Origin of the sequence: Streptomyces spinoverrucosus (assembly GCF_006539505.1) — a bacterium.
Taxonomy (GTDB): domain Bacteria; phylum Actinomycetota; class Actinomycetes; order Streptomycetales; family Streptomycetaceae; genus Streptomyces; species Streptomyces spinoverrucosus.
In genome coordinates, this window is the sequence record NZ_BJND01000026.1 from 92,306 (window position 1) to 117,240 (window position 24,935).

At 70.3% G+C, this 24,935-nt stretch carries 26 protein-coding genes; 12 read left to right on the forward strand and 14 right to left on the reverse strand.

Going from position 1 to position 24,935, the window contains the following annotated elements:
• Positions 1-141: 141 nt before the first annotated feature.
• Both SSP24_RS19555 and kynU read left to right on the forward strand, forming a co-directional pair.
• Positions 142-981 (forward strand): tryptophan 2,3-dioxygenase family protein, encoded by an 840-nt coding sequence (locus SSP24_RS19555; protein WP_141310937.1) that lies wholly within the window; start codon positions 142-144, stop codon positions 979-981.
• The gene (gene kynU, locus SSP24_RS19560) at positions 974-2,161 is read left to right on the forward strand and encodes a kynureninase (protein ID WP_141310938.1); all 1,188 of its coding nucleotides are present in this window, start codon (positions 974-976) and stop codon (positions 2,159-2,161) included. Before SSP24_RS19555 ends, kynU begins: the two co-directional genes overlap by 8 nt.
• Before the next feature lie 14 nt (positions 2,162-2,175).
• Here the strand turns inward: kynU and SSP24_RS19565 are convergent, their stop codons facing one another.
• Positions 2,176-2,790, reverse strand: coding sequence for a TetR/AcrR family transcriptional regulator (locus SSP24_RS19565; protein WP_141310939.1), 615 nt, complete (start codon positions 2,788-2,790; stop codon positions 2,176-2,178).
• 187 nt (positions 2,791-2,977) lie between these two features.
• Here SSP24_RS19565 and SSP24_RS19570 point away from each other — a divergent pair, with 187 nt between their 5' ends.
• The 8 genes from SSP24_RS19570 (at position 2,978) to SSP24_RS19605 (ending at position 12,056) form a co-directional block, all read left to right on the forward strand.
• The gene (locus SSP24_RS19570) at positions 2,978-3,901 is read left to right on the forward strand and encodes an alpha/beta hydrolase (RefSeq protein WP_141310940.1); all 924 of its coding nucleotides are present in this window, start codon (positions 2,978-2,980) and stop codon (positions 3,899-3,901) included.
• Between the two features lie 207 nt (positions 3,902-4,108).
• Positions 4,109-5,305: an RNA-guided endonuclease InsQ/TnpB family protein gene (locus tag SSP24_RS19575; protein ID WP_141310941.1), complete on the forward strand. Its 1,197-nt coding sequence runs from the start codon at positions 4,109-4,111 to the stop codon at positions 5,303-5,305.
• Positions 5,306-5,524: 219 nt separating this feature from the next.
• Entirely contained in the window at positions 5,525-6,493 is a 969-nt protein-coding gene (locus SSP24_RS19580) for an alpha/beta hydrolase (RefSeq protein WP_229865533.1), read from the forward strand.
• Between the two features lie 28 nt (positions 6,494-6,521).
• Positions 6,522-7,724, forward strand: a complete 1,203-nt coding sequence (locus tag SSP24_RS19585) for an acyltransferase family protein (RefSeq protein WP_167529637.1) — start codon at positions 6,522-6,524, stop codon at positions 7,722-7,724.
• 10 nt (positions 7,725-7,734) lie between these two features.
• A complete protein-coding gene (locus SSP24_RS19590) occupies positions 7,735-9,261 on the forward strand; it encodes a sensor histidine kinase (RefSeq protein WP_141310944.1) in 1,527 nt (508 codons plus the stop codon).
• Positions 9,258-9,932: a response regulator gene (locus SSP24_RS19595; protein ID WP_141310945.1), complete on the forward strand. Its 675-nt coding sequence runs from the start codon at positions 9,258-9,260 to the stop codon at positions 9,930-9,932. The genes SSP24_RS19590 and SSP24_RS19595 overlap by 4 nt, the downstream gene beginning before the upstream one ends.
• Positions 9,933-10,047: 115 nt before the next feature.
• Positions 10,048-11,394, forward strand: a complete 1,347-nt coding sequence (locus SSP24_RS19600) for a sensor histidine kinase (RefSeq protein WP_141310946.1) — start codon at positions 10,048-10,050, stop codon at positions 11,392-11,394.
• The gene (locus SSP24_RS19605; protein ID WP_141310947.1) at positions 11,391-12,056 is read left to right on the forward strand and encodes a response regulator; all 666 of its coding nucleotides are present in this window, start codon (positions 11,391-11,393) and stop codon (positions 12,054-12,056) included. The genes SSP24_RS19600 and SSP24_RS19605 overlap by 4 nt, the downstream gene beginning before the upstream one ends.
• A 111-nt stretch (positions 12,057-12,167) precedes the next feature.
• Here SSP24_RS19605 and SSP24_RS42895 read toward each other — a convergent pair whose 3' ends face one another.
• From SSP24_RS42895 to SSP24_RS19665, 13 genes are all read right to left on the reverse strand, one after another.
• The gene (locus SSP24_RS42895) at positions 12,168-12,308 is read right to left on the reverse strand and encodes a hypothetical protein (RefSeq protein WP_167529633.1); all 141 of its coding nucleotides are present in this window, start codon (positions 12,306-12,308) and stop codon (positions 12,168-12,170) included.
• Positions 12,301-13,035: a 4'-phosphopantetheinyl transferase family protein gene (locus SSP24_RS19610; protein WP_141310948.1), complete on the reverse strand. Its 735-nt coding sequence runs from the start codon at positions 13,033-13,035 to the stop codon at positions 12,301-12,303. The genes SSP24_RS42895 and SSP24_RS19610 overlap by 8 nt, the downstream gene beginning before the upstream one ends.
• Positions 13,032-13,211, reverse strand: a complete 180-nt coding sequence (locus SSP24_RS19615) for a hypothetical protein (protein ID WP_189986317.1) — start codon at positions 13,209-13,211, stop codon at positions 13,032-13,034. Before SSP24_RS19615 ends, SSP24_RS19610 begins: the two co-directional genes overlap by 4 nt.
• Positions 13,212-13,219: 8 nt before the next feature.
• Positions 13,220-13,621 carry a lipocalin-like domain-containing protein gene (locus SSP24_RS19620; protein ID WP_141310950.1) on the reverse strand — a complete coding sequence of 134 codons (402 nt, stop codon included), beginning with the start codon at positions 13,619-13,621 and terminating at the stop codon, positions 13,220-13,222.
• 16 nt (positions 13,622-13,637) lie between these two features.
• Entirely contained in the window at positions 13,638-14,555 is a 918-nt protein-coding gene (locus tag SSP24_RS19625; protein ID WP_141310951.1) for an alpha/beta hydrolase, read from the reverse strand.
• The gene (locus SSP24_RS19630; protein ID WP_141310952.1) at positions 14,552-15,502 is read right to left on the reverse strand and encodes an aromatase/cyclase; all 951 of its coding nucleotides are present in this window, start codon (positions 15,500-15,502) and stop codon (positions 14,552-14,554) included. Before SSP24_RS19630 ends, SSP24_RS19625 begins: the two co-directional genes overlap by 4 nt.
• A gap of 28 nt (positions 15,503-15,530) precedes the next feature.
• Positions 15,531-16,316 carry a 3-oxoacyl-ACP reductase FabG gene (fabG, locus tag SSP24_RS19635; RefSeq protein WP_141310953.1) on the reverse strand — a complete coding sequence of 262 codons (786 nt, stop codon included), beginning with the start codon at positions 16,314-16,316 and terminating at the stop codon, positions 15,531-15,533.
• 66 nt (positions 16,317-16,382) lie between these two features.
• On the reverse strand, positions 16,383-16,646 hold the full coding sequence (locus SSP24_RS19640; RefSeq protein ID WP_141310954.1) for an acyl carrier protein: 264 nt from the start codon (positions 16,644-16,646) through the stop codon (positions 16,383-16,385).
• A gap of 74 nt (positions 16,647-16,720) precedes the next feature.
• Positions 16,721-17,914 (reverse strand): ketosynthase chain-length factor, encoded by a 1,194-nt coding sequence (locus SSP24_RS19645; protein WP_141310955.1) that lies wholly within the window; start codon positions 17,912-17,914, stop codon positions 16,721-16,723.
• Positions 17,911-19,182: a beta-ketoacyl-[acyl-carrier-protein] synthase family protein gene (locus tag SSP24_RS19650; protein WP_141310956.1), complete on the reverse strand. Its 1,272-nt coding sequence runs from the start codon at positions 19,180-19,182 to the stop codon at positions 17,911-17,913. The genes SSP24_RS19645 and SSP24_RS19650 overlap by 4 nt, the downstream gene beginning before the upstream one ends.
• A complete protein-coding gene (locus SSP24_RS45130) occupies positions 19,179-19,850 on the reverse strand; it encodes a TcmI family type II polyketide cyclase (RefSeq protein WP_167529634.1) in 672 nt (223 codons plus the stop codon). Before SSP24_RS45130 ends, SSP24_RS19650 begins: the two co-directional genes overlap by 4 nt.
• 247 nt (positions 19,851-20,097) lie before the next feature.
• On the reverse strand, positions 20,098-20,907 hold the full coding sequence (locus SSP24_RS19660) for a response regulator transcription factor (RefSeq protein WP_141310957.1): 810 nt from the start codon (positions 20,905-20,907) through the stop codon (positions 20,098-20,100).
• A gap of 245 nt (positions 20,908-21,152) precedes the next feature.
• A complete protein-coding gene (locus tag SSP24_RS19665) occupies positions 21,153-22,616 on the reverse strand; it encodes an MFS transporter (protein ID WP_141310958.1) in 1,464 nt (487 codons plus the stop codon).
• Positions 22,617-22,842: 226 nt separating this feature from the next.
• On the opposite strand from SSP24_RS19665, the gene SSP24_RS19670 reads away from it, so the two are divergent.
• Both SSP24_RS19670 and SSP24_RS19675 read left to right on the forward strand, forming a co-directional pair.
• Complete coding sequence (locus SSP24_RS19670) at positions 22,843-23,547, forward strand: TetR/AcrR family transcriptional regulator (RefSeq protein WP_141310959.1); 705 nt, start codon at positions 22,843-22,845, stop codon at positions 23,545-23,547.
• Positions 23,548-23,703: 156 nt separating this feature from the next.
• A complete protein-coding gene (locus SSP24_RS19675) occupies positions 23,704-24,930 on the forward strand; it encodes a cytochrome P450 (protein ID WP_141310960.1) in 1,227 nt (408 codons plus the stop codon).
• The last annotated feature ends 5 nt before the right edge of the window (positions 24,931-24,935 follow it).

Below are 24,935 nucleotides of genomic sequence, written 5' to 3' on the forward strand. Positions count from 1 at the left end.
ATTTCTTCGCGGGCCCGTCTGTGATCAGGCGGGCCTTGCGATGTTCCGGGGCATCCCTGAGGATGCGGGGTGGGGACCGGGGCCCCCGTGTCGGTAACGGCAGGGGCGGACCGCTACCCGGAGTTACAACAGGAGACAGCGATGTCCCAAGAGGCTCAACTGACGCACGAGCCCGAGACCCCGCATCTCGATTTCCATGGCACGACGCCGTACGAGGACTACGTCAAGGCGGATGTGCTCACCCACCTCCAGCACACCCTCTCCGACGATCCCGGAGAGATGGTCTTCCTGGTCACGACCCAGGTGATGGAGCTGTGGTTCACCGTCGTCGTCCATGAGTGGGAGACCGCCGCGAAGGCGCTCCGCGAGGACGACGTGCCGGTGGCGATTGCGGCGCTGAAGCGTTCCGTCCGCGAGCTGGAGGCGCTGAACGCCTCCTGGAAGCCGCTCGGGCAGCTGACGCCGGCCCAGTTCAACTCGTATCGCTCCGCCCTGGGCGAGGGCTCCGGCTTCCAGTCGGCGATGTACCGGCGGATGGAGTTCCTGCTCGGCGAGAAGTCCGCGTCGATGCTGGTCCCGCACCGCGGCGCGCCCCGGGTGCACGCGGAGCTGGAGAAGGCGCTGCACGAGCCGAGCCTGTACGACGAGGTGCTGCGGCTGCTCGCGCGGCGCGGGCACGCCGTACCGGAGTCCGTGCTGGGGCGTGACGTGGCGCAGCGGTACGAGGCGTCGGACGAGGTGGAGGCGGTGTGGGCCGCCGTGTACTCCGGCGACCAGAACGCCGAACTCGTCCGTCTCGGCGAGGCGTTGAGTGATGTCGCGGAGCTGGTGTGGCGCTGGCGCAACGACCACCTGGTCGCCACCCGCCGCGCGATGGGCGCCAAGCCCGGCACGGGCGGTTCGGCCGGGGTGGCCTGGCTGGAGAAGCGGGCCCGGAAGAACGTGTTCCCCGAGCTGTGGACGGCACGGTCCTATGTCTGATCTCTGGGTCAGGGCCGAGAAGTTGGACGCCGAGGACCCGTTGGCCGGGAAGCGGTCGGCGTTCGTCCTCGACGACGTGGTGTACCTGGACGGGAACTCGCTGGGCGCGCTGCCGGCCGGAGTGCCGGGCCGGGTCGAGGACGTCGTCCGCCGTCAGTGGGGTGAGCTGCGGATCCGTTCCTGGGAGGAGAGCGGCTGGTGGACCGCGCCCGAGCGGATCGGCGACCGGATCGCTCCGCTGGTCGGGGCCGCGCCCGGGCAGATCGTCGTCGGCGACTCGACCAGCGTGAACGTCTTCAAGGCGGTCGTGGCGGCGGTGCGGATGGCCGGTGCGGGGCGGGACGAGATCCTCGTCGACGCCACCACCTTCCCCACGGACGGATACATCGCCGAGTCGGCGGCCCGGATGACGGGGTGCACGCTGCGGGCGGTGGTGCCGGGTGAGGTGCCCGGTGCGCTGTCCGGGCGTACGGCCGCTGTGCTGCTGAACCACGTCGACTACCGGACGGGCCGGTTGCACGACCTGCCCGGTCTGACGGCCGCGGTGCACGCGGCGGGTGCGGTGGCGGTGTGGGACCTGTGCCACAGCGCGGGCGCGCTGCCGGTGGGGCTGGACGAGCACAGGGTGGATCTGGCGGTCGGGTGCACGTACAAGTACCTGAACGGAGGGCCGGGATCACCGGCGTACCTGTATGTGCGGGCCGAGCTGCAGGACCGCTTCGATTCGCCGCTGCCGGGGTGGAACTCGCACGTGGAGCCCTTCGGTATGCGTGCTTCCTTCGAACCGGCGCCGGGTGCGGTGCGCGGGCGGGTCGGCACGCCGGACATCCTCTCGATGCTGGCCCTGGAGGCCGCGCTGGAGGTCTGGGAGGGCGTGTCGATCGAGGCGGTGCGGGCCAAGTCCCTCGCGCTGACGGACTTCTTCCTGGAGTGCGTGGCGGAGTACGTGCCCCAGGGGCGGGTGGAGTCGGTGACTCCGGACGCCCATGCCGAGCGCGGCAGCCAGGTCGCGCTGCGGTGCAAGGACGCGGGGGAGGTCATGAAGCGACTCATCGAGCGAGGGGTCGTGGGCGACTTCCGGCATCCCGATGTGCTGCGGTTCGGCTTCACGCCGCTGTATGTGGGGTTCGCGGATGTGGAGCGGGCGGGGCGGGTGCTGGGGGAGGTGCTGGCGCCCTAGGAGGTGCTGGTCCCCTAGGGGGCATCCCCGGTGACGTAGACCCCCGCCGCGGCAGCCGCATACGCCGCCCGCGCGGCGCGCTCCGCGGCGGGGGCGTCGGGGACCACCCCGGTCGTCAGCAACTGGTAGTAGAGGGGCGCCGACACCGCCCGTACGACCGCCTCCGCGTCCGTGCCCTCCGGCAACTCACCTCTGGCGACGGCCTGTTCCACGCACGGCGCCCACTCCGCGACCCGCACCTCGTAGAACCGCCGCAGCGCCTGCGCCGTACGTTCGTCGCAGGTCGCGGCGGCGATGACGGCGCGGAACAGCGCACCCTGCCGAGGGTCCGCCAACGTCCGCTGTACCAGTGCCGCGTTGGCCCGCAGGTCGCCCAGCGCGGACCCGGTCTCCTCCCGCGGCAGCGACTGCTCGGCCATGTCGGCGAGCAGGTCGGCGACGAGCCCGGTCACCGAGCCCCACCGCCGGTACACGGTGGTCTTGCCCACCTCCGCGCGGCGGGCGACGTCCGCGAGGTCCATATGAGCGAACCCCCGTTCGGCAAGCACATCCCCCGCCGCCCGCAGAACGGCCGCACGCACGCGTGCGGTGCGCCCGCCGGGGCGTACGGTGCCGGGTTCGGCGGTCATGGGGGGCTCCTAGGTCGCGTGAGTAACCTTGTCTCACCAGCGTAAACGAAACGGCAGAACCGTTTGCTTGCTCCTCACCGAGCGTGACATCCCCATGCAGCCCCACGTCACCGGCCTGATACCGTCCCCGCCAACGGCCGATTCCCCCTGGTCCGCCAAATCCTTTACATCGCTGAGAGGTTGGAGCATGCCGGACGACGCCGCAGCAGCCCGGGCCGCCGCCGAAGAGGAGTCGGCCTTCTCGCATCCGGTCGTCGACCCCGACGTCACGGCCGCGTACGGCGACCACCCCGACCAGGTGATCGACTTCTACGCCCCGCGCGGCACGGAGCCCGCGGGGCCCTCCGCCCTCGCCCCGCTCGTCGTGCTGTTGCACGGAGGGTCGTGGCGGGCGCCGTACGACCGTCGGCACGTCAGCCCGTTCGCGGACTTCCTGGCCCACCGGGGGTTCGCCGTGGCGAGCGTCGAGTACCGGCGGGGTGCGGAGGGGCCGGGCGGGGGCGCCGGGGCGGCTGCCGGGGCGGTCGCCGGGTCGGGCGCCGGGCCGGTGGCCGGTCGTTGGCCGGAGACCTTCGACGACGTCGCCGCCGCGCTGGACGCGCTCCCCGCGCTCGTACGGGAGGCCCTGCCGCAGGCCGACCCCCGCCGCATGGTCATCACCGGGCACTCGGCGGGCGGGCAGTTGGCGCTGTGGGCGGCCGCCCGGCATGTCCTTCCGGCGGACGCCCCCTGGCGCACGGACCGGCCCGCGCCGCTGCGGGGCGTGGTGGCGCTGGCCCCGATCGCGGACTTCTCGGTGGCCGACAAGCTGGATGTGTGCGGGGGTGCGGTACGGCAACTCCTGGGCGGCGAGGGACACTTCGCGGAGCGGCAGCCGTATGCCGACCCGGCGCTTCTGCTGCCGACCGGCATCGCGACGACGCTCGTCCAGGGGCGCGCGGACGTGGATGTTCCGCAGGCCGTCGCCGAGTCGTACGCGGAGGCGGCGGCGAAGGCGGGGGAGGTGGTGGGGCTGACCCTGCTGGAGGATGTCGGTCACTTTCCGCTGATCGATCCGGCGGCGGACGCGTGTGCGGTGGTGGCGGAGGAGATTGCGCAGTTGGCTTGGTGAGCCCTGACTACGCCGGTCGAGGGTTCCCCTCATACCCGTAATGTTTCCCGGTCGGGATTCCTCCGTGGATACCCCTGCCTTCAGGCGGGGGAGGAAACGGACTCCTGCGGAGCAGGGCAGGGAAAGCCGATTCGCCTCCGGGGTGGATCGGCGTCCACCATCAACTGCCCGCGTATGTTCACAAGTTGATGCGCTAGTTTGTGAGTCATGGCCACTCGCGTGAAGCGGGCGTTCAAGTACCGCTTCTATCCGACCGATGCGCAGGCAGCCGAGCTGTCGCGCACGTTCGGATGCGTGCGCAAGGTCTACAACATGGCGCTCGCCGCCCGTACCGAGGCGTGGGCGCGAGGGGAGCGGGTCAACTACAACCAGACCTCGGCCATGCTGACCGCGTGGAAGAAGACCGAGGAGCTGGCCTATCTCAACGAGGTCTCCTCCGTTCCGCTGCAGCAGGCGCTGCGGCACCTGCAGGCCGCCTTCGCGAACTTCTTCGCCAAACGCGCCAAGTACCCGCGATTCAAGGTGAAGAAGAAGTCCCGTGCCAGCGCGGAGTACACCTCGTCGGCGTTCCGGTTCCGTGACGGCTCTCTGACGCTGGCGAAGATGGCCGACCCGCTGAACATCGTCTGGTCCCGCCCCCTGCCCGAGGGGGCATCGCCGAGCACGGTGACCGTGAGCCGGGACTGCGCGGGACGCTGGTTCGTCTCGCTGCTGTGTGAGGATGCGTCCGTCAAGCCGCTCGCGGCCACCGATACGGCGCTCGGCATCGACGTCGGCCTGGACCACCTGCTCACCCTCTCGACCGGAGAGAAGATCGCCAACCCCCGGCACGAGCGCCGCGACCGCGAGCGCCTGGCCAAGGCCCAGCGGGAACTGTCCCGCAAGGCCAGGGGGGATGGCGCCAACCGGCGCAAAGCCCGCCAGAAGGTCGCGGAGATCCACGCCCGGATCACCGACCGCAGGCGCGATGTGCTGCACAAACTGACCACTCGACTCGTGCGTGAGAACCAAACGCTCGTGATCGAGGACCTGACCGTACGCGCCATGGTCAAGAACCGGAGCCTGGCCCGCGCCATCAGCGATGCCGCCTGGTCGCAGTTCCGGAGCATGCTGGAGTACAAGGCCCACTGGTACGGGCGGGAAGTGGTCGCGGTGGACCGCTTCTTCCCCTCCTCGAAGCTGTGCTCCCACTGCGGCACCCTCCAGCCGGAGATGCCGCTGAGCGTCCGCACATGGACGTGTGACAGCTGTGGCACGGCTCATGACCGGGACGTGAACGCGGCGAAGAACCTTCTGGCCGCCGGGCTGGCGGTGTCTGTCTGTGGAGCCGGTGTAAGACCTCAACGGAGAACTCCGGGCGGGCAGTCGGCGGTGAAGCAGAAAACCCCACGGCGTGAGCCGTAGGAATCCCCCTCGTTCACGAGGGGGAGGAAGTCAAACCCGTAATACCTGAGAGCTACTTGCCAGGAGAGCTCCCTGGCGTGACGCGGGCGACGAGCCCGGATCCGTAACTTCCCAACCAGACAGGCCCGATGGGCGGGCGGACTGGGAGGGAAGACGGCCATGGGCCTGGGGTTCGGGGTTCGTGCAAGGGCGGCTGGGCAAGAGGCGCGGGGCAGGAAGGTGGCCGTCCTCACCGCCCGGCGCCTACGCCGTTCCCTCCTCGCCCTCCTCATCACCGCCGCCGTCGTACTCCCGCTCTCCGCCGCGGCCCACCCCGGCATCCCAGCCCCCGCCCCCGCCGTACTCGCCCCGCTCACCGCCTCCACCCTGGACGAGGCCTACGCCGCCAACCGCGCCAACGCCGCGGAGGCGTCCCGTATGGCCGAGGCGCACGGGGACCGTGGCCGTGCCGCCGTGGACCGCGCCCTGGCCGGCCCGTCCCGCACCCTCCTCGCCTTCGACGGCCGTGGTTCCGGCCGGGTGACCGAGGTGTTCGGCGATCTGGCCCACGCCGACCGCATAGCGGTCCTGGTCCCCGGCTCCGACACCACCCTCGACACGTACGCCCGCTTCCGCGCGACGGCCACGGCCCTGTACGCCCAGCTGGTCCGGCACGCCCCGAACGGCACCCGCCCGGCGGTCGTCGCCTGGCTGGGCTACGAGACCCCGGCCACGATCAGCACGACGGTCCTGACCCCCACCCGCGCCGACCAAGCCGCGCCGAAGCTGCGCGAGTTCATACGACAGCTGCACGGCATCACCGCCCGCCAGGCCCACGTCACGCTGCTCTGCCACTCCTACGGCACTGTCGTGTGCGCCCGCGCCGCCTCCGGACCCGGCGTCGACGACATCGCGCTGGTCGGCAGCCCCGGCACGGGCGTGGACTCTGCGGCGGCGCTGCACACGTCCGCCCGCGTCTGGGCGGCTCGCGGCGGCGACGACTGGATCGCGGAGGTGCCGCACGTCAGCGCCGACCTCTTCGGCATCACCGTCGGCTTCGGCACCGACCCGGTGTCACCGGTCTTCGGCGCCCGCGTCTTCGCGGCCGGGGACGGCGGCCACAGCGACTACTTCACTCCGGGCTCGGTCTCCCTGGCCAACCTCGCCCGGATCGTCCTCGGCGACACCTCGGAGGTGACCCGTGCGTGACGTACGCGACCTACGCGACGTACAGGACATACGCGACCGGACCATCCGGTACGTCCGGAAATCCGCCGCCCGTATCGACGCGGCCACACCCCCGGAACGGGATCGCGCGGTCGACGCCCTGCGCGCCCTCGCGATCCTCGGCGTGGTGCTGGGCCACTGGCTGGTGACCGCCCTGGTGGCGGACGGCGGCACCCTGCGCGCGTCCAGCCCGCTTCAGCACATGCCATGGCTGGCCCCGATCTCCTGGATCTTCCAGACGCTCGCGGTGTTCTTCCTGGTCGGTGGTCATGTGGCGACCAGGAGCTATGCCTCGGCGCAGGCGCGCGGCACGACGTACCGCCGCTGGCTGATCACGCGCCTGGCCCGGCTCTTCGCGCCGGTGGCGGCCGTCCTGGCGCTGTGGGCGGTGGCGACGGCCGCGCTGCTGCTCACGGGCGCGGAGTTCACGACGGTCCGCACGCTGGTCAAGCTCGCCCTGTCGCCGCTGTGGTTCCTGCTGGTGTTCGCCGGGCTGACGGCGGCGACGCCGTTGCTGACGCGGGTCAACCCGCTGTGGCCGCTGGCCGTCGTCCTCCACGTGGACCTCGTGCGCTTCGGCCTCGGCGGACCGTCCTGGCTCGGCTGGGTGAACGTGGCCGCGGGCTGGCTGGTGCCGTACACCCTGGGCGCGGCCTGGACCCGGAGTGAGCTGGAGCACCGCCGCGCCGGGTGGGTCCTGCTCACCGGCGGGGCGGCGGCGACGGCAGGCCTGGTGGCCTGGGCCGGGTATCCGGCGTCGATGGTCGGCGTGCCCGGCGCCGCGGTCTCCAACCTCAACCCGCCGACCCTGGCCGCCGTCACCTTCGGCCTGGCCCAGTGCGGCCTCGCCCTGCTGCTGCGCGGGCCGCTGCGCCGGGCGATGCGCCGGCCCCCGGCCTGGGCGGCGGTCGCCCTGCTCAACCTCTCCGCGATGACGATATTCCTCTGGCACCAAACGGCCCTGATGGTCACCACAGCCACCGGCCTGCTCGCGGGCCGACTGCCCGGCCTGCACACCCACCCCGACGACCCGGCCTGGATAGCGGCGCGGCTCACCTGGCTTCCGGTCTTCGCCGTCGCCCTCGCGATCTGCTGGGCGGCCTTCCGCTCCTACGAGCAGGCCCCGCGCCGCACCACCGCCCGCCGTTCCCGAGTGATCCACGTCCACTCAGCGCCCACCCGACTGCCAACGAAGGAGACCCCGCGTGCCTAGGGTTGATGCCATGACCGGCAGAGGAGGAGAGGCCCGAGACCCGCGAGGTCCCGCACCCGCCACCGGTGCTCAGCCCTCGGATGTCCCGCCCGCCGCCGACCCCGAAGCCTCCTCCCGCCCCACCCGCTCCCACCGCCTCCGCAAAGCCCTCGGCACAGCCCCGTCCCGTCTCTCCCCACCCCTGTCCAAATACCGCTGGCTGCGCTGGCTGACCTACCTCCTGGTGGGCTGGCTCGCCCTTGGCATCTTCCTCGGCGGCGGCAGCGACATGAGTAACGACTACGGACTCAGCACCCCGCAGGGACTGCTGGCCGGCTTCGTCCAGGGCGTGGCAGTGGTCCTCGCCCTGCGCCGGCCGGGCCGCGCCTGGGCCCTGTCATTGTCCGGCGCGGTCGTGACGGCCTTGATCGTCCGCGCCAGGCTTCCGGACGCCCAACCAGGCCCCGACTGGCCGTGGAGCGCACCGGAGATCCTCGCGCACGCCGCCGTCTTCCTCTTCGTCGCCCTGCGACTGCCCACGCGCACGGCCATCGCCGCCCTGATGGCGACCGGCCTGGCGACCTTCGTCGTGCAGGGGATCATCGGCGGAGGGCAGTACGAGTCGACAGGGGTGACGGCGGTCGCCATCTTCGCCGTGGCCGTCCTCATCGGCACCGCCTTCCGGGGCCGCGCGGAGGCCCGTACCCGGCTCGTCCAGCAGGAGACGATCACCGCCGAGGAACGCTCCCGCCGCACCCTGCTGGAGGAACGCAGCCGCATCGCGCGCGAGCTGCACGACGTCGTCGCCCACCACATGTCGGTGATCTCCATCCAGGCCCAGGTCGCCCCGCACCTGGTGGAGAACCCGTCGGAGGAACTGAAGGAGAACCTCGACGGCATCCGCAAGAACGCCCTGGAGGCCCTCACCGAGCTGCGCCGCGTCCTCGGCGTGCTGCGCTCGGAGCATCCTGAGGACCCCGACGACCCGTACGGCCTGGGCGAGGCCGGCACCGGCACCGCCCCGGACGCTCCGCAGCCCACGCTCGACCGTCTCGACGCCCTGATCGACAACACCCGGGCCGCCGGACTGGACGTCGTCACCGAGATCCGGGGCGAGCCGAGCCGGCCGTACTCGCCGGGCGTGGAGCTGTCGGCGTACCGCATCGTCCAGGAGGGGCTGAGCAACGCCCTGCGGCACGCACCCGGCTCCACCGTCCGCGTCGAGATCACCCACTTCCCCGAAGGCCTCTACCTGAGCGTCATCAATTCCCGCCCGGAACACCCGGTCCAGCCCTCCCCGGGCGCGGGACACGGCCTGCTCGGCATGCGCGAACGCGCGACAATGCTCGGCGGTCACCTCACGGCGACCAGAACCCTGCACGGCGGCTTCGCGGTCTCGGCCTTCCTCCCCAGGGACGGCCGCCCACACCCGGACGGGCCCCGCAGGCCGACCACCGACCCTCGGCTCCCGGCTCCGGAGCTGCACTTCCCCCCGCCCGACGCCCCAGACCACGTAACCCTGCAACCCCCGAACCCGGCAGGAGAAGAATCCCCATGACGAGCGGCACCATCCGTGTACTCATCGCCGACGACCAGCAGATGGTCCGGCAGGGCTTCACCGTGCTGCTCAACACCCAGCCGGACATCGACGTGATCGGCCAGGCGGTCGACGGCCTGGACGCCGTGGCCAAGGTCGCCGAACTGGCACCGGACGTCGTCCTCATGGACATCCGCATGCCCGAACTCGGCGGCATCGAGGCCACCCGCCGCATCACCACCGCCACCCCGCAGATCAAGGTGCTGGTCCTGACGACCTTCGATCTCGACGAGTACGTGTACGAGGCGCTGCGCGCGGGCGCGTCCGGGTTCCTGCTGAAGGACGCATCCGCGGACCAGCTGGCCGAGGCGGTCCGGGTGGTGGCGGCCGGCGACGCGTTGCTCGCGCCGGGCATCACACGGCGGCTGATCGCCGAGTTCTCCCGGCTGGACGGTTCGCCCCGTGCCCCGCTCAAGGAGCGCGTCGGTGATCTGACCGAACGGGAGACGGAGGTGCTCGCCCTCATCGCGCGGGGCCTGTCGAACGCGGAGATCGCCCAGCACCTGGTGGTGGCGGAGCAGACGGTGAAGACTCACGTCGGCCGCATCCTGGTCAAGCTGGGCCTCCGCGACCGCACGCAGGCGGCGGTCTTCGCGTACGAGTCGGGCCTGGTCCGGCCCTCGGGCTACTGAGGGAGGTGGGGGCGGACCCGTAGTAGGGGCGGACCCGTAGTACCTGAGAGGGACCCCGTATGACCCCTCTCACTGGTGACGACCTGGACCCCCACTCGGCCGTACGGTTTTGAACGTGACCGAGACGACCCAGACGCAGAGGCCTACGACACCGCCGGGCGGTGCCGCGGCGCGCAGCCCCGAGTTCCGGCTGGCCCTGGACGCCCTGCGGGGCCTGCGCCAGGACCTGCTCCACGACGCCTTCGCCTACCGCCCGCTGCCCCGCATGAGCGTCGACGGCCCCATAACCCGCCGGCTGAAGGGCCGACTGCGGCAGTACGCGGCGTGGACGCCGCACGCGGTGGTGGCGTCGGCGGGCCTGATGGCCATGCTCGTCGGGTACGAGACGAGCCGCGGCGAGGCCCTCAACCTGTTCGTCGGCCTCCTCGCGCTGGCCCCGGTCCTGCTGACCCTCGTCCGCCCGGTCGGCGCCTTCTGGGTCTCCCTGGCCGCGGCCCCGCTCTCCGGCATGTTCTACAGCGGGTACGAGCCATGGCCGTGGCCCCCCGGCAGCTTCGTGACGCACCTGACGGTGCTGACGGTCGTCGCCGTGCGCACCCGGCCTCGTACGGCCGCGTGGATGTGGGTGCTGACCCTGGCCTACGGGCTCCTCGCGGACACCCTCCTCAGCACGGGCTACTACGACACCAACACCGGCCCGATGCTGATCCTGTCGGCGATCATCCTGCTGTTCCTCGCCGTGCTGCACATACGCCGGGAGGCCAGGCAGGAGGTGACCGCCCAGCAGACGGTCACCGAGCACGAGCGTTCCCGCCGCACGCTGCTGGAGGAGCGCACGACGATCGCCCGCGAGCTGCACGACGTCGTCGCCCACCACATGTCGGTGGTCGCCATCCAGGCGGAGGCCGCGCCCTACCGGGTGGAGAACCCGCCGCCGGAGCTGGAGCGCGCCTTCGCCACCATCCGGGAGAACGCGGTCGCGGCCCTCACCGAGCTCCGCCGCGTCCTGGGCGTCGTGCGCGCCGAGGACTACGAGGCGCCCGAGGCCCCGCAGCCCACGCTCGCCGACCTGGACGCGCTGCTCGCCAACGTGCGCGACGCGGGCCTGACGGTCGACAAGACGGTGACCGGAGCGGTGCGGGAACTCCCGCAGGGCGTGGAGCTCTCGGCCTACCGCATAGTCCAGGAAGCGCTGAGCAACACCCTGCGGCACGCACCCGGCGCGAACGCCCGCGTCGAGATCGGCTATGTCCTCGGCGGCCTGGGCCTGCGCATAGTCAACGGCCCGCCGCCGCACCCGGCCCTGGTGAAGCCCTCGCCCGGCGCCGGGCACGGCGTCACCGGGATGCGCGAACGCGTCTCGATGCTGAACGGCGAGATGACGGCGGGCCCCACGGACGAGGGCGGCTACGAGGTGGCGGTGTTCCTGCCGGTCGCCACGGTGAGCGAAGGTGAGGCATGACCATCCGCGTCCTGATCGCGGACGATCAGATGATGGTCCGCGAGGGCTTCTCGGTCCTGCTGAACGCGATGCCGGACATCGAGGTGGTCGGCGAGGCGGTCAACGGCCGGGAGGCGGTCGACAAGGTCCGCGAACTGGCCCCGGACGTCGTCCTGATGGACATCCGGATGCCCGAGCTCAACGGCATCGAGGCGACCCGCGAGATCATCGCCGCGGACGGCACGGCGAAGGTGCTGGTGCTGACCACCTTCGACCTCGACGAGTACGTGTACCAGGCACTGCGTGCGGGAGCCTCCGGCTTCCTCCTCAAGGACGCCTCGGCGCGGCAGCTCGCCGACGGGGTCCGGGTGGTGGCGTCCGGCGAGGCCCTGCTGGCCCCGTCGGTCACCAAGCGCCTGATCACGGAGTTCTCGAAGCTCTCCGAGTCCCCGGGCATCCCGGCCACCGCCCAGGCGGCATACGGAGACCTCACCGAACGGGAGACGGAGGTACTGGTCCTGATCGCCCAGGGCCTGTCGAACTCGGAGATAGCCGGGCGCCTGGTCGTGGCCGAGTCGACGATCAAAACCCACGTCAGTCGCATCCTGGTGAAACTGGGCCTCAGGGACCGCACACAGGCGGCGGTGTTCGCCTACGAGGCCCGCTTGGTGACACCGGGCTGAGCGACGGCGCTGTCCTCACGCTGCGGCGAGCTCGCGATCCGCGTCTCCCGGGCATGGCCCGCCCCCGCTGTCTGGGGCCGTTCCTGCTGTAGACCCGGATGTGCCAAACGGTCAGTTGACGCTGCGCCAGATGTGCTCCTCCGCCTCCTCGTCGTAGTCGTCCCGGCCCTCGTCGCCGCGGGGCGCCCGCTCGGGTGCCACGAGGTGGTCGTCGGCTCTGCCGATGCTGTTCTGCTGCACGGGATCATTCATGAAGGCGGTCCGTCCATCCTGTCTTCAGGGCTGTCTCACGAACGGGGGTTACGAACACCGGTTCCCGGGGCGGTTTGCCCGCGGACAAGCCCACCGCGGCGACGTATCCGCCAGGGAGCCGGAAGGCTCTGAACTCCGCCGCGGCGTAAGGGGTGCGCGCGGCGAGCGGGAAGTGGGCACCCCGGCACTCGAACCCGATGTTCCGTAGGCCGGCGCGCAGGCCCTGGCCGGTCAGTTTGGCCGCCGCTTCCTTCAGCACCCACATGGCCGCCCGGCGTTCCGCGTCCCGCGGCACGGCGTACAAGGCCGCCCGCTCGCCGGGGCCGAGGAAGGCGTCGTCGGGCAGCCGGGCCACGCGCGCCACCTGCTCCGTGTCGACCCCGACCCGGGCCCCGAGGGCCACGGCCGCCAGTGCGTACCGACCGCTGTGCGCGATGCTCAGCGACAACTGCGGCCTGCCCACCACGTACGGCTGCCCGCCGGGGTGCTGCCCGGTGCGCAGGGTCGTCCATGGAGTGCCGACGATCGATGCGGCCGCCCGGCGCGCCAGCCACCGCCCGATCAGCGAGCGGGTCCGGTCCGCGGCCAGCCGCTTGCGCAGGATCCGCTCCCGTTCGGTCGGCACCAGCACCTCGAACACCGTGCGTGCGAGCTCCTCGGTGCCCGGGGAGCGCAGATCGTGCGCGAGGAGCAGCACGCGCGGCGAGGCGGCGGCGACCGGCGTCATGCGTCCCCCAGGCCCAGCCGTCCGAGGTGGGCGGCCACCGCTGCGGCGCTGCGACCCTCCGTCGACTCCTCCTGCGGACCGGTGGCCGCGGTGCGCACCGCTCCGGGCGCGAAGATGCTCAGGGCCACCAGCAGCGGGTGGTCTGCGTCCTCGGCCATCCCGACGATCGTGTCCATCAGAGCGCTCATCGTGCACCCCCGGACCGCTCGGCCCTGCGCCACACGAGGACGCGCCGCTGCGGACGCGCGTCCACCTCCCGGGTGGCGCGGACGGTGAGGACGTCTCCGTGGAGTTCGGCGTCCCGTGACTGCTCGATGCCGATCCAGTCGGGGCGTGACGAGATCCGGATGTGGTGCACAACCTTTCCGTCCCGCACTCGCCACTCGCCCGCGTATCCCATGTACGAGGGGCCCGGTGCCGTAGCCGGTGCGGTGGGCATCATGCTCACCGAGACGTGGCCGTCGGGCGTGTAGATCAGCATGCCCGACGGGGACGGTCCCAGCGGGCCCTCTCCCACGGGCCGCCCGGCCTCGTCCACGTCGTGGAAGGCGTCCAGGTGCCACACACCGACGATGTCCTGGGTCATGTCCGGTCCTGCTTTCCTAGCGTGGGTGTGATCGGGTCGCTGGTGCAATCGGGGGTCTGTGTTCCGACTCCCGCCACCGCAGGCACTCCTCGACGAAGCCGAGCGCCCTGAGGTGGTAGGCGCGGGCCGTCCAGCCGAGGCTGATGTTGTGGCCGGCGTCGGGCTGATGGTCCGTCACTACGCGGGGCGCCGAGCTCAGCCGTGACCGCAGCCGGGCGACCGCCTGCTGGTCGTGCTGCCACCAGGCCTCGTGCTCGGCGAAGGTGAACCGGACCGGCACCCGGATCCGCCCGGCGAACTCGGCGAACTCCTCCGGCCAGCGGACGGCGTCCGCGAGCTCGCGCGGCGGAACCGAGGCGACCACGGTGCCGCTGGCCCGGAACGTCCCCGGCGGATACAGCCGCAGCGGCCCCCAATTGAGCCGCCAGCTCTGTCGCCCGCGCGTGTCCGGGGCACTGAGGGGCACTGCGTACTCGCCGCCGCAGCCGGAGACGTCGAGGCCGAGCAGATCCGGCACCATGCCGTCCGCGGCGATCCGCAGCGCCGGCTTGCCGCCGAAGGAGTGGGCGAGGAGGAAGACGCCGCTGCCCGTGTCGAACCGCGCCGACAGGAAGCGCAGGGCCGCGCTGAGCGTCGCCGCCTGCTCCGCGATCCCCTGCCCCTGGGGCAGCTGCCGGGCCGACAGGCCGTAGCCCGGGCGGTCCACGGCCACGGCCGCGAACCCGAGGCTCGTCGCGAGGTCGAGGAACGACGTGTCGGGGTGGGACGGTCCGTGGAAGTACGAGGAGCTCATCCCGGCTCCGTGCAGGGCGACGACCGTCGCCCTGCACGGAGCCTGTGACGGGAGGGCGAGCAACGCGGACAGGGTGATGCCGTCCGCGTCGAGGGTGATGCCGCGCGCTCCCGCCGTGGCGGCCGGCTGTGCCACCGTCATGGACGGTCGCCCCCGGCGCGCTCCTCGGCGAACGCCTTGGCAAGGCCGAGGGTCGCCATGCTGTTGGTGCTGAGCGCCGTGCGGACGTAGTCGATCGCGTTCTGCACGGTCGCGTCCGTTCCCAGGATTTTCGCGATGTTCTCGGTGTTGACCGTGAACGTGTGCTGCGAGGAGGCCGTGACGCCGTCCTCGGTCGGCGTGATGGTCCAGCGGCCGGTGTGCAGCGTGATGAGGGCCGGCAGGGTGACCTGCTTGTAGGCGATCCGGTGGTGCGGCAGGCACACGCGGTACGACTTCGTGGTGTGTGAGGTGCCGTCCTTGGACAGGGTGTCCATCTCGAGCGTCTGCAGCCCCGGCGCCGGCTCCTCCAGCCGCACCGCGAGGACGTGCGGCAGACGATCGGTCCACAGGTCCGCCCGGTCGATGAAGTCGTACACGTCCCGGGCGGTGCCCCTGATCGTGACCGTGTCCTCGAAGGAGCAGGTCAGCGCGTCGGTGCTGCCGTCGGATTCGGCTGTGGCCTTCAGCGACTCCAGCTCGGAGCGGGAGTTGCGGTCCACGACCTCGTCGAGCCGGGTGAGGTTCTCGTCGTCGACCGCCCGGTAGTCGTGGTCGAGGCGCACCAGCGTGTCGCCGGAGGGGAGCGCCTCGATGTGCCAGGTGCCGCCCATCGCGGCCACCGGGGGCATGCTGACCTCCTGCCGGAACCGGATGCGGAGGTTCTCCGGGTCGAGGGTCCGGTGGGACGTCCAGTTCTTCACGGTGTCGCCGGCCGTGGCCCAGATGCGGATGCGCTCCTCGCGTTCGCCGCGCTCCACATGGTCGACGTAGATGTTCGGAGGGAAGAGCCGGGGCCAGTCCTCGACATGCGCGAGCATGCGGTAGACGGTTTCGGCGGGGGCGGAGATCTTGATCTCGTGACGGGACTCGCGCAGCTCCGACGGCATGGTGTACTCCTTCGCGCTCGGTGGATGGTCAGAAGTTGCCAAGGCCGCCGCAGACGTTCAGGGCCTGGGCGGTGATGGACGCCGCCGTGTCCGTCATCAAGTAGCCGACCAGGCCTGCCACTTCCTCGGCGGTGGAGTAGCGGCCCAGCGGGATCTTGGCCTGGAACTTTTCCAGGATCGCCGCCTCCGAGGCACCGGACAGGCGGGAGTAGTTCCGCCGTACGTGCTCGGCCATCGGGGTCTCGACATAGCCCGGGCAGACGGCATTGACCGTGATGCCGGTGGGAGCCAGTTCGTTGCCCAGCGCCTTCGTGAAGCCGACGACGCCGTGCTTGGAGGCGGAGTACGGGGCGCCCAGGACGACGCCCTGCTTGCCGGCCGTGGAGGCGATGTTGATGATGCGCCCCCAGTCCTTGTGCCGCAGTCCGCCCGTGGTCAGCACCTCGCGGGTCATGCGGAACACGCTGTTGAGGTTGGTGTCGATGATGTCGTCCCACAGCTCGTCGGAGATGTCGGCTGTGACTCCGCCGCCGGGGATCCCCGCGTTGTTGACGAGCACGTCGACCGTGCCGAACCGCTCGACGGCCGCCTGGACGAATCCGCGGATCGAGTCCAGGGATCGAACGTCCAGGACGACGCCGTCCACGTCGAGCTGCTCCTCCTGGAGCTGCTTGACGGTTGTGACGACCTTGTCCTCGGTGCGGGACCCGATGAACACCCGGTGCCCCTGCCCGGCCAGCAGCCGGGTGACGGCCAGACCTATGCCGCTGGTGGCACCCGTCACCAGGACGACCCGGCTCTTCTGCTCAGTCATTTCCCCTCTTTCCCTGCGGTTTTTCACGGTGATGTCGCACTGAGTCGTCGCTCTGCGGTGGCGTGCTCAGGCGGCCTGGTCGAGCAGGTGGGCGGAGACGGCGTCGAGGAGGGCGCGGGGAGTGCTCGCCTCGCCCACGACGGTCTCGTCCAGCTCGATGCCGTACTCGCGCTCGACGCGGCTGGCGGTCTCCAGCAGGGCGAGCGAGTCGTAGCCGATGTCGGCGAAGTCGGTGTCGATGATGTCCCCTTCGAGGCCGGTGCCCTCAGGGGCGCCGGAGCCTTCGAGGAGGATCCGCTTGAGGTCGTCGAGCGTGAAGGTGCGGGACATGGGGAGCCTTCCTTCTTGTTTCTGCTTGTTCCTGATACGGCTTTCTGGGGGCGGGGGAGGGATTGGGGCGGCGCTCAGGAGCGCACGACCATGGCCGAGTTGAAGCCGCCGTGGCCCCGGGCGAGGACGAGCGCGGTGCGCAGGCGGGCCGCGCGCGGCTGGGAGACGACCAGGTCGAGGCCGTAGCGTTCGGCCGGCTCGGTGTGGACCGTCGGCGGGATCGTGTCCTCGCGCAGGGCGAGGAAGGCTGTGGCGAGATCGAGCGCCGCGCCCCCGGCGTACAGCCGTCCCGTCATCGTCTTCGGCGCGGTGACCGGTACGCCGTGCGGTCCGAAGACCTCGACGATCGCCTCGGCCTCGACGCGGTCGAGCTCCGGCTCGGCCGCCGCGTCGGCGAAGACCACGTCCACGTCGGCGGCGGTCACGCCTGCATCCGCGAGGGCGAGCTCCACGGCCTTGCGCAGGCCGGGTTCGCGTCCGTCGAAGGTGGCGGCGTACCCGGCGATCTCGCCGTACACCTCGGCGCCGCGGGCCCTCGCGGAGTCACCCGACTCCATGATGAGCAGGGCGCCGCCCTCACCGGCCACATGGCCGACGGCCCGGTCATCGAAGGGCAGGTAGGCGCGGGTCGGCTCCTCGGCCGTGCTGAGGCGGCCGCTGGTGTGCAGTCCCACCCACCCCCAGGAGCACAGCAGCGCGTCCACGGCGCCGGCGACGACGAGGGAGGTGCCCTTGCGGATCTGGCGCCGTGCCTGGGCCACCGCGTCCAGCCCGCCGGCCTGGTCCGTGACGACCACTCCGCTGGGGCCCTTCATGCCGTTGCGGATGGAGATCTGGCCGGTGTTGACCGCGTAGAACCAGGCGAACGACTGGTACGCGCTGACGTACTGGCTGCCTTTGCTCCACAGGTTCTTCAGCTCCTGCTGGCTGAACGCGAACCCGCCCGCCGAACTCGCGGTGCTCACGCCCATGCTGAACTCGGGCAGTTCGGCCGGCCGCACACCGGCGTCGGCGAGCGCCCAGTCCGCCACGACGAGGGAGAGCCGGGTGACCCGGTCGGTCTGCGGCATCAGCCGGCTGGGCAGTTGCCCCTCGGCCGTGAAGTCGCTGATCTCACCGGCGAGCCGCGCCGGGTACCCGGAGGCGTCGAAATGGGTGAGCGGGCCGATGCCGCTCTTGCCGGCGAGAGTGGCGTTCCAGAAGTCCTGCTCGCCGAGCCCGTTGGGCGCCGCCACGCCCAGACCGGTCACCACAACTGAGGCCGTCACGCCGCACTCCTTTCAGGCTGGGCCAGCACCATGGCGCTCTGGAACCCGCCGAAGCCGCTGCCGACCGTGAGGACGGCGTCGATGAGCTGATCGCGGGCGGTGAGCGGCACGTAGTCCAGGTCGCACTCGGGGTCGGGAGTGTGCAGATTCGCAGTGGGCGGTACGACGTTGTTCTGGATCGCGAGGATCGACGCGGCGATCTCGATGGATCCGATCGCGCCCAGCGAGTGCCCCACCATGGACTTGATGGAGCTCACCGGTGTGCGGTACGCGTGGTCGCCCAGGCTGCGCTTGAACGCGGCGGTCTCGTGGCGGTCGTTCTGCTTGGTCCCCGAGCCGTGCGCGTTGATGTAGTCGATGTCCGTGGGGTGCATCCGGGCCTCGTCGAGGGCGACGGTGATCGCCTCGGCCATCTCCGCGCCGTCCGCGCGCAGCCCCGTCATGTGGTACGCGTTGCTCCGGGTCGCGTATCCCGCGATCTCCGCGTAGACACGGGCGCCCCGGCGCCGCGCGCTCTCGAGTTCCTCGAGGACGAACACCGCGGCGCCCTCGCCGAGCACGAACCCGTTGCGGGTGCCGTCGAAGGGCCTGGAGGCGCGCTCCGGCTCGTCGTTGCGTGGGGTGGTGGCCTTGATGGCATCGAAGCAGGCGAGGGTAATCGGCGAGATCGGTGCATCGGTGGCGCCGGCGACCACGACGTCGGCCGTGCCCTCGCGGATCAGCTCGGCTGCGTAGCCGACCGAGTCGAGCCCGGAGGTGCAGCCCGCCGACACGACGCTGCTCGGTCCCTGCGCGCCGACCGTGCGGGCGACCTCTGCCGCGAAGGAGCTCGGCACGAAGTAGTTGTAGAAGTGCGGGTCGGCGCGGGTGTGGTCGACCAGGTCGAGGCGGCCGTCGTCGCTGACCATCCGGTAGTCCTCGTCGAGGCTCATGGTCGAGCCGACGGCGGTACCGACGGTGACGCCGATCCGGTAGGGGTCGAGCGCGTCGAGGGCCAGGCCGCTGTCGGCGACGGCGCCGCGCGCGGCGACCACCGCGAACTGGGCGGCCCGGTCCATCCGCCGGACCTCCTGCGGGGTCAGGCCGTGCACGTAGGGGTCGAAGTCGACCTCGGCGGCCACGCGGGAGCGGAAGGGGGAGGGGTCGAAGAAGGTGATGCCCCGGGTCGCGGTGCGTCCCTCGGTCAGCAGTTCCCAGAACTTCCGGGCGCCGACCCCGCCGGGGGCGATGACCTCGACGCCGGTGATGACGACTCGTCGCGCGGTCACTCCGCCGCCTCCCAGTGGTAGAAGCGGGTGGCGATCTGGTCGGCCGTGGAGCGCCAGCGCTCCGGGGCGTACTTCTTCACCAACGGGTCCAGGTCCGCGCAGATCTTCACGAAGCGCCGGTCGGCCTCCTTCCACGCCTGGTCGATGACGGCCGTGCCGTTCTCGCTCGGGAAGTCCTGGATGTGGAAGTAGACGCCCTGGTACGAGAACAGTTGCCGGCGCCGGGTGCCCATCCGGTACGGAAAGTCGGTGGCGTCCAGTTCGCCGAAGAGCCGGGCCACCTCGGGGATGACCTCGTCGGCGACCCGGTTCACGATCACCGTGCTGTGGAGGCCGGTCTCCTTTTCCACCGGCGGTTCGCCCTCCCAGTGGTAGAAGGCGACGGCACGGTCGTCGGTCATGGTCGGGTCGTAGTTCTTGACCAACGGGGCGAGCCGCTCGTGGAGTTCAGCGACCCGGAATTCCTGCGCCGCTTCCTCTGCCGCCGCGTCGGCGTTCTCCCCGGTGAAGTCCTGAATATGGATGAAAACGTCGTAGTAGGTGTACAGCTGCCGACGCTTCAGACCGGATGTCCCAGATGCGACGGCCGCGTCGAAGTCGGCGAAGATCTCGGATATCTCATGGCTGTAATCCCCGTCCAGTCTGCCCGCGCTCACCACAGTGAACATGCCCTGCCTCCCGTTCCGTCCGACGCATCGGATTACGCAATCAACTATTCACCGGGGTTCGTCGCACGCTCAACACAATCCACTTCATAACTTCTACATTTCCGATGGAGGGAACGGTCAGGTTTCCACACGCCCAATTCAACGCTATGTCAAGGAAATGTCAGAAGGGGCAGCTCAGGGCATGAAAAAGCCGCCGCCGCAGCTGAGTGAGCTGCGGCGGCGGCCAGACAAAAGCTTTTCTTTCTTTTTACGACATCATGGCCACGCCCTGCCCGATGCGAAAGCCGACGCCGCGCACGGTGAGGATCCACGACTTTCCGCCGAGTTTGTGGCGGATGCTGCTGACGTGCGTGTCGATCGTGCGGCGCGACCAGGAATTCTCCCAGACCTGGCGCATGATGTGCTCGCGCGAGACGACACTGTTGGGGTTGACCGCGAGCAGGTGGAGCAGGTCGAATTCCTTGCGGCTCATCGGGATCGTCCGGTTGTTCAGTTGCACTTCGCGGGTGAGGGTGTCGATCCGCAACGGGCCGTGCTCGATGACGTGCTCTCCCTGCCGACGCGGAGTCGCCCGTCGCATCACCGCGTCCATCCGGGCCAGGAGTTCCCGGAATCCGTAGGGCTTGACCACGTAGTCGTCGGCGCCGGCCTGGAGGGCCAGCACGCAGTCCAGCTCCGACGAGCGGTCCGTGATCACGATGATCGGGATGTCGCAGGTGGCCCGGATCGCCCGGCACACCTCCAGCCCGTCGATGTCGGGCAGATCGGGACCCAGCAGCACCACGTCCGCCTGATCGTAGACATCGAGTGCTTTCGCGCCGGTGTCGACGCAGGTCACCTCGTGAACATGCCGGCCCAGAGCCTGGCTGAGCAGCTCCCGCCGGCGCTGCTCGCTCTCCACGAGGAGCACTTGCCAGGCGTCGAACGCGGGGAACGAGACAGGGAGAGGTCGCGGCGGCAGCGTGCCGGTGCCGCCGCCGCGGTACCGCTGCTGATCGACCCCGCCGACAGCAACCGTGAGTACGCCATTTTCCGATATCGCAGGACGCTGTTCCATCCATCTACCCCCATGAACGTGGATGTGCGACAGGAGACGTCATGACCTTCTTTTTGCAAAAGCCGATCGGGATTTTTACCGGCCGGGGCTCACGGCGGCTTCATTGCCGACCGCGGCGAACCAGGCGACGCTAACACGAAAGCCTGCGGCATGGCTGAATTCATTCGTCCTGGCGCGATTCAACGCATCCGATAGCGCGCCGCAATGAGAAACTGTCGGCGCATTTACTGGGAAGGTTAAAGCGGTCACACCTCCACGTGCCGTACCGCCCGCTCGGGCAGCCACCGGGTGCACAGCGCGGCGCCCGCCACGAGCGCGACGGCCACCAGCAGCGCCGTCGAGGTCGCCGCAGTGAAGGCCGACGCCCCCTCCCCGCGCCGCCCGTTCAGGACGGAGAAGAAGACCGTGCCGAGTACGGAGGCACCGAGCGCGTTGCCCACCTGCTGGGCTGAGGTCAGGGTGCCCGAGGCGGATCCGGTCTCCTCCTCGTCGACGCCCGAGAGTGCGATGTCGAAGAACGGTGCGATGGCGAGCCCGGCACCGATACCGATCACCGCGAGCGCGGGTGAGAGCCACCAGGCGTTCACCGGACCGTCCTGGACGGCGATCGTGCCCAGCGCGGCCAGCAGACCGGCCGCCACGGCGGCGAAACCGATGAACATCGTTCGTCGCGCCATTCCGAGCGCCTGGGAGAAACCGAACCCGAGCAGCATGCCCGCCGCCTGCGCGATCGTGGCGAGGCCTGCCTTCAGTGGGCTCATCCCGAGACCGAGCTGGAAGAAGAGGCTGAAGAGCAGCGCGCCGCCCATCATCACGCTGAAGAAGAGGATGCCGATGAACAGCCCGGAGACGAAGGCCTTCTTCTTGAACAGCGAGGGGACGACGAGCGTGGGCAGGCCCTTGTCCGCCCGGTGGTACTGGTGGCGCACGAAGCCGGCAAGAGCGCCGACGCCCGCGGTCATCAGCGCGAACACCCACCAGGGCCAGCCCAGCTCACGGCCCTGCACGAGCGAGAAGACCAGGGCGGCCATCCCGGCCGCGGCGATCAGCGCGCCCATCAGGTCGATCTTGAGATCCCGTCGGCCCTGCGACCTGGGCAGCAGGGCGAGCCCGGCCACCAGGGCGAGGACGCCGACGGGGACATTGACGGCGAAGATCATCCGCCAGCTCCAGCCGAAGTAGTCCGCGTCGACCAGCCAGCCCGCCACGATCGGCCCGGCCACACCGGACAGCGCCATCACGGGCCCGGTCACACCGAAGGCCATGCCGACCTTGTCCGGCGGGAAGACGCTCCTGATGATGCCGAGCGCCTGCGGCACCATCAGTGCACCCAGCAGACCCTGCAGGACGCGTGCGGTGATCAGGGTCTCCGGGTTGGTCGCCAGCGCCGAGACCAGCGAGGTCACGGTGAAGCCGGCCAGGCCGATCAGGAACAGGTTCTTGCGCCCGTACTTGTCGCCGAGCCGCCCGCCGATGAGCAGTCCGGCGGCCATGGCGATGGTGTAGCCGGCCGCGAGCCACTGGATGAACTCCTGCGAGCCGCCCATGTCACGCGTGATCGTCGGTCCGGCAATGGTGGTGACCAGCGAGTCGAGCAGGTCCATGACCTCGCCGACCAGGATGATGCCGACGGCCGCCCATGCCCGCCTGGCAGAGACCGGAGGGTCTTCCGGCAAGGTGACGGGCTGCGGCATTTCGGTAGTGGACATGCTGACCTTCCTGGGGTCGGGACGGTTGCCAGTGCCGTCGGCTGCGCAGCGGTGGATGCGCGATGAACGCCGTTCGGTGCAGGAACACTGTTGCCAAGTGTCGAACGCTCATCTGTCAACGAACACCGTTCTACGGTAGAATGATGTTCGGCGTCAACCCGAATCAGAGCCGCCCCCGATCCGACCCGGCGCCCTTCGGCGCCTCTTCACCGGTAAGGTCTCCGTGATGCGTCAGAAGTCGAACTCCGCCGAGGTGCCCCTCCCGCCGTGGGAGGTGCGCCGGAAAACCGAGGTTCCGCAGCGCGCCCCGCTCACGGCGGAGCGGATCGTCGACGCTGCGCTCGCGGTCGTCGACACCGAGGGCAGCACTGCTGTCACGATGCGCCGGGTCGCCGGCGACCTGGGCGTGGTCGCCTCCAGCCTGTACGCGCATGTGCGCAACCGGGAGGAGTTGCTGCTCCTGGTGCTTGAGCGGGTGATGAAGGAGGTCGGCGTCCCGGAGGTCACCGGGCAGTGGGACGCGGACCTCAAGGCGCACTACACGAGGATGCAGCGCGTGCTGCAGGCCCACGGCGACATCGCCCTCTACAACTTCGCCGCCTTCCCGCCCACCGCGATCGGCGTGGCCATCACCGAGCGGCTGCTGTCGGTGCTGCTGAACGTGGGCGTCCCCGCGAAGATCGCGGCCTGGGCCCTGCACCGGCTCACCCTCTACACGACGGCAGACGTCTACGAGGGCTGGCGCCTGGCGCACAAGGACCTGGACGACTGGATCGATCCCGTCCGCGACTACTTCGCCTCCCTGCCCGCGGACCGCTTCCCGTCCATCGTCGGCAGCGTGGACGTCATGCTGGACACCGACAGCGACGGCAGGTTCGAGCTGGGCCTGGACATGCTGATCTCCGGGCTGGCGACCTTCGTCACGGACTGACGCCCGCGCTCGGGACCGGTCTTTTTCCGTCGCCGATTTTCTGCAGTTTCCAGATCCGAGAATTAACAAAGAGCTGACTCTCGTCTGACCCGCAGAGAAAAATCGCCGAGCTAACGTTCATGTCATCCCTCCTCGGCTTACCCAAAGGGAATTGTCATGAACGAGATTGCAGCCGATGCTGCCCCGGAATTTCCCATACTCCGTACCTGCCCGTTCAGTGTTCCGGAGACGTATCGGAAACTGGACGAGGCGGGCGGTCGGGTGCACCAGGTCCGCATGTCCGACGGGCGCCCCGCCTGGCTCATCACCAAGAACGAGGACGCCCGGGCGGTGCTTTCCGACGCCCGCTTCAGTTCCGAGAAACTTCGGCCTGGATTTCCCGAACTGTCTCCGGGCGGACTCAAGGCACTGACCTATTTCTCGCCGTTCCTCGTGAACATGGACGGGCCCGAGCACTCCCGGGCCCGTCGCGCGGTTCTCGGCGAGTTCTCCGTGCGCAGGATCAACGCCATGAAGCCGCGGATCCAGCGCATCGTCGACACCGCGATCGATCGGATGCTGGAGCAGCCGGAGCGGCCGGTCGACCTCGTCGCGCACCTCGCCAACCCCGTGCCCACCCTGGTGCTCGAGGCGTTCCTGGGCGTTGCGGCGGACGACCTCGACGCCATCGAGCGCAACACCGAGAAGATGCTGCGCGAGGCCCGGACGGAGGAGGAGCAGCAGGCCGCCGCCGAGGCCCTGCATGCCCACCTCGACAGGGTCATCGCGGCCAAGGAGGAGAATCCGGCCGACGACTTCCTCAGCCGTCAGATCGAGCGGTCCCGTCAGGAGCACGGCGGAGCCGCCGACCGTTTCGAACTCGCCAGCCTGGTGCAGCTGCTGCAGATCGCCGGACACGCCTCCAGCGCGGCGATGATCTCGCTGTCGGTGCTCACCCTGCTGGCCAACCCGGAGCAGCTGAAGGAGCTCACCGCCGACCCGGCTCGCACCCCGGCCGTGGTCGAGGAACTCCTGCGCTTCCTGTCGATCACCGACACCGGGCCGCTCAGGCTGGCCCTGGAGGACGTGGAGATCGGCGGCGTCCGCATCCGCGCGGGCGACGGGGTCATCATTCCCACCCTGCCGGCGAACCGCGACGCCGACGCCTTCCCCGACCCCGACCGCTTCGACATCGGGCGCGCCCCCGGCACCCGGCATGTCGCGTTCGGCTACGGGGCGCACCAGTGTCTCGGCCAGAACATCGTGCGCGCCGAGCTCCAGGTGATCCTCGACCGCCTCTTCCACCGTGTCCCGGACCTGCGGCTCGCCGCGGAACCCGGCGCCCTGCCCTACAAGTACTTCGGCCAGTTCTTCGGCCCCGTCGAACTTCCCGTCACCTGGTAGGAGAA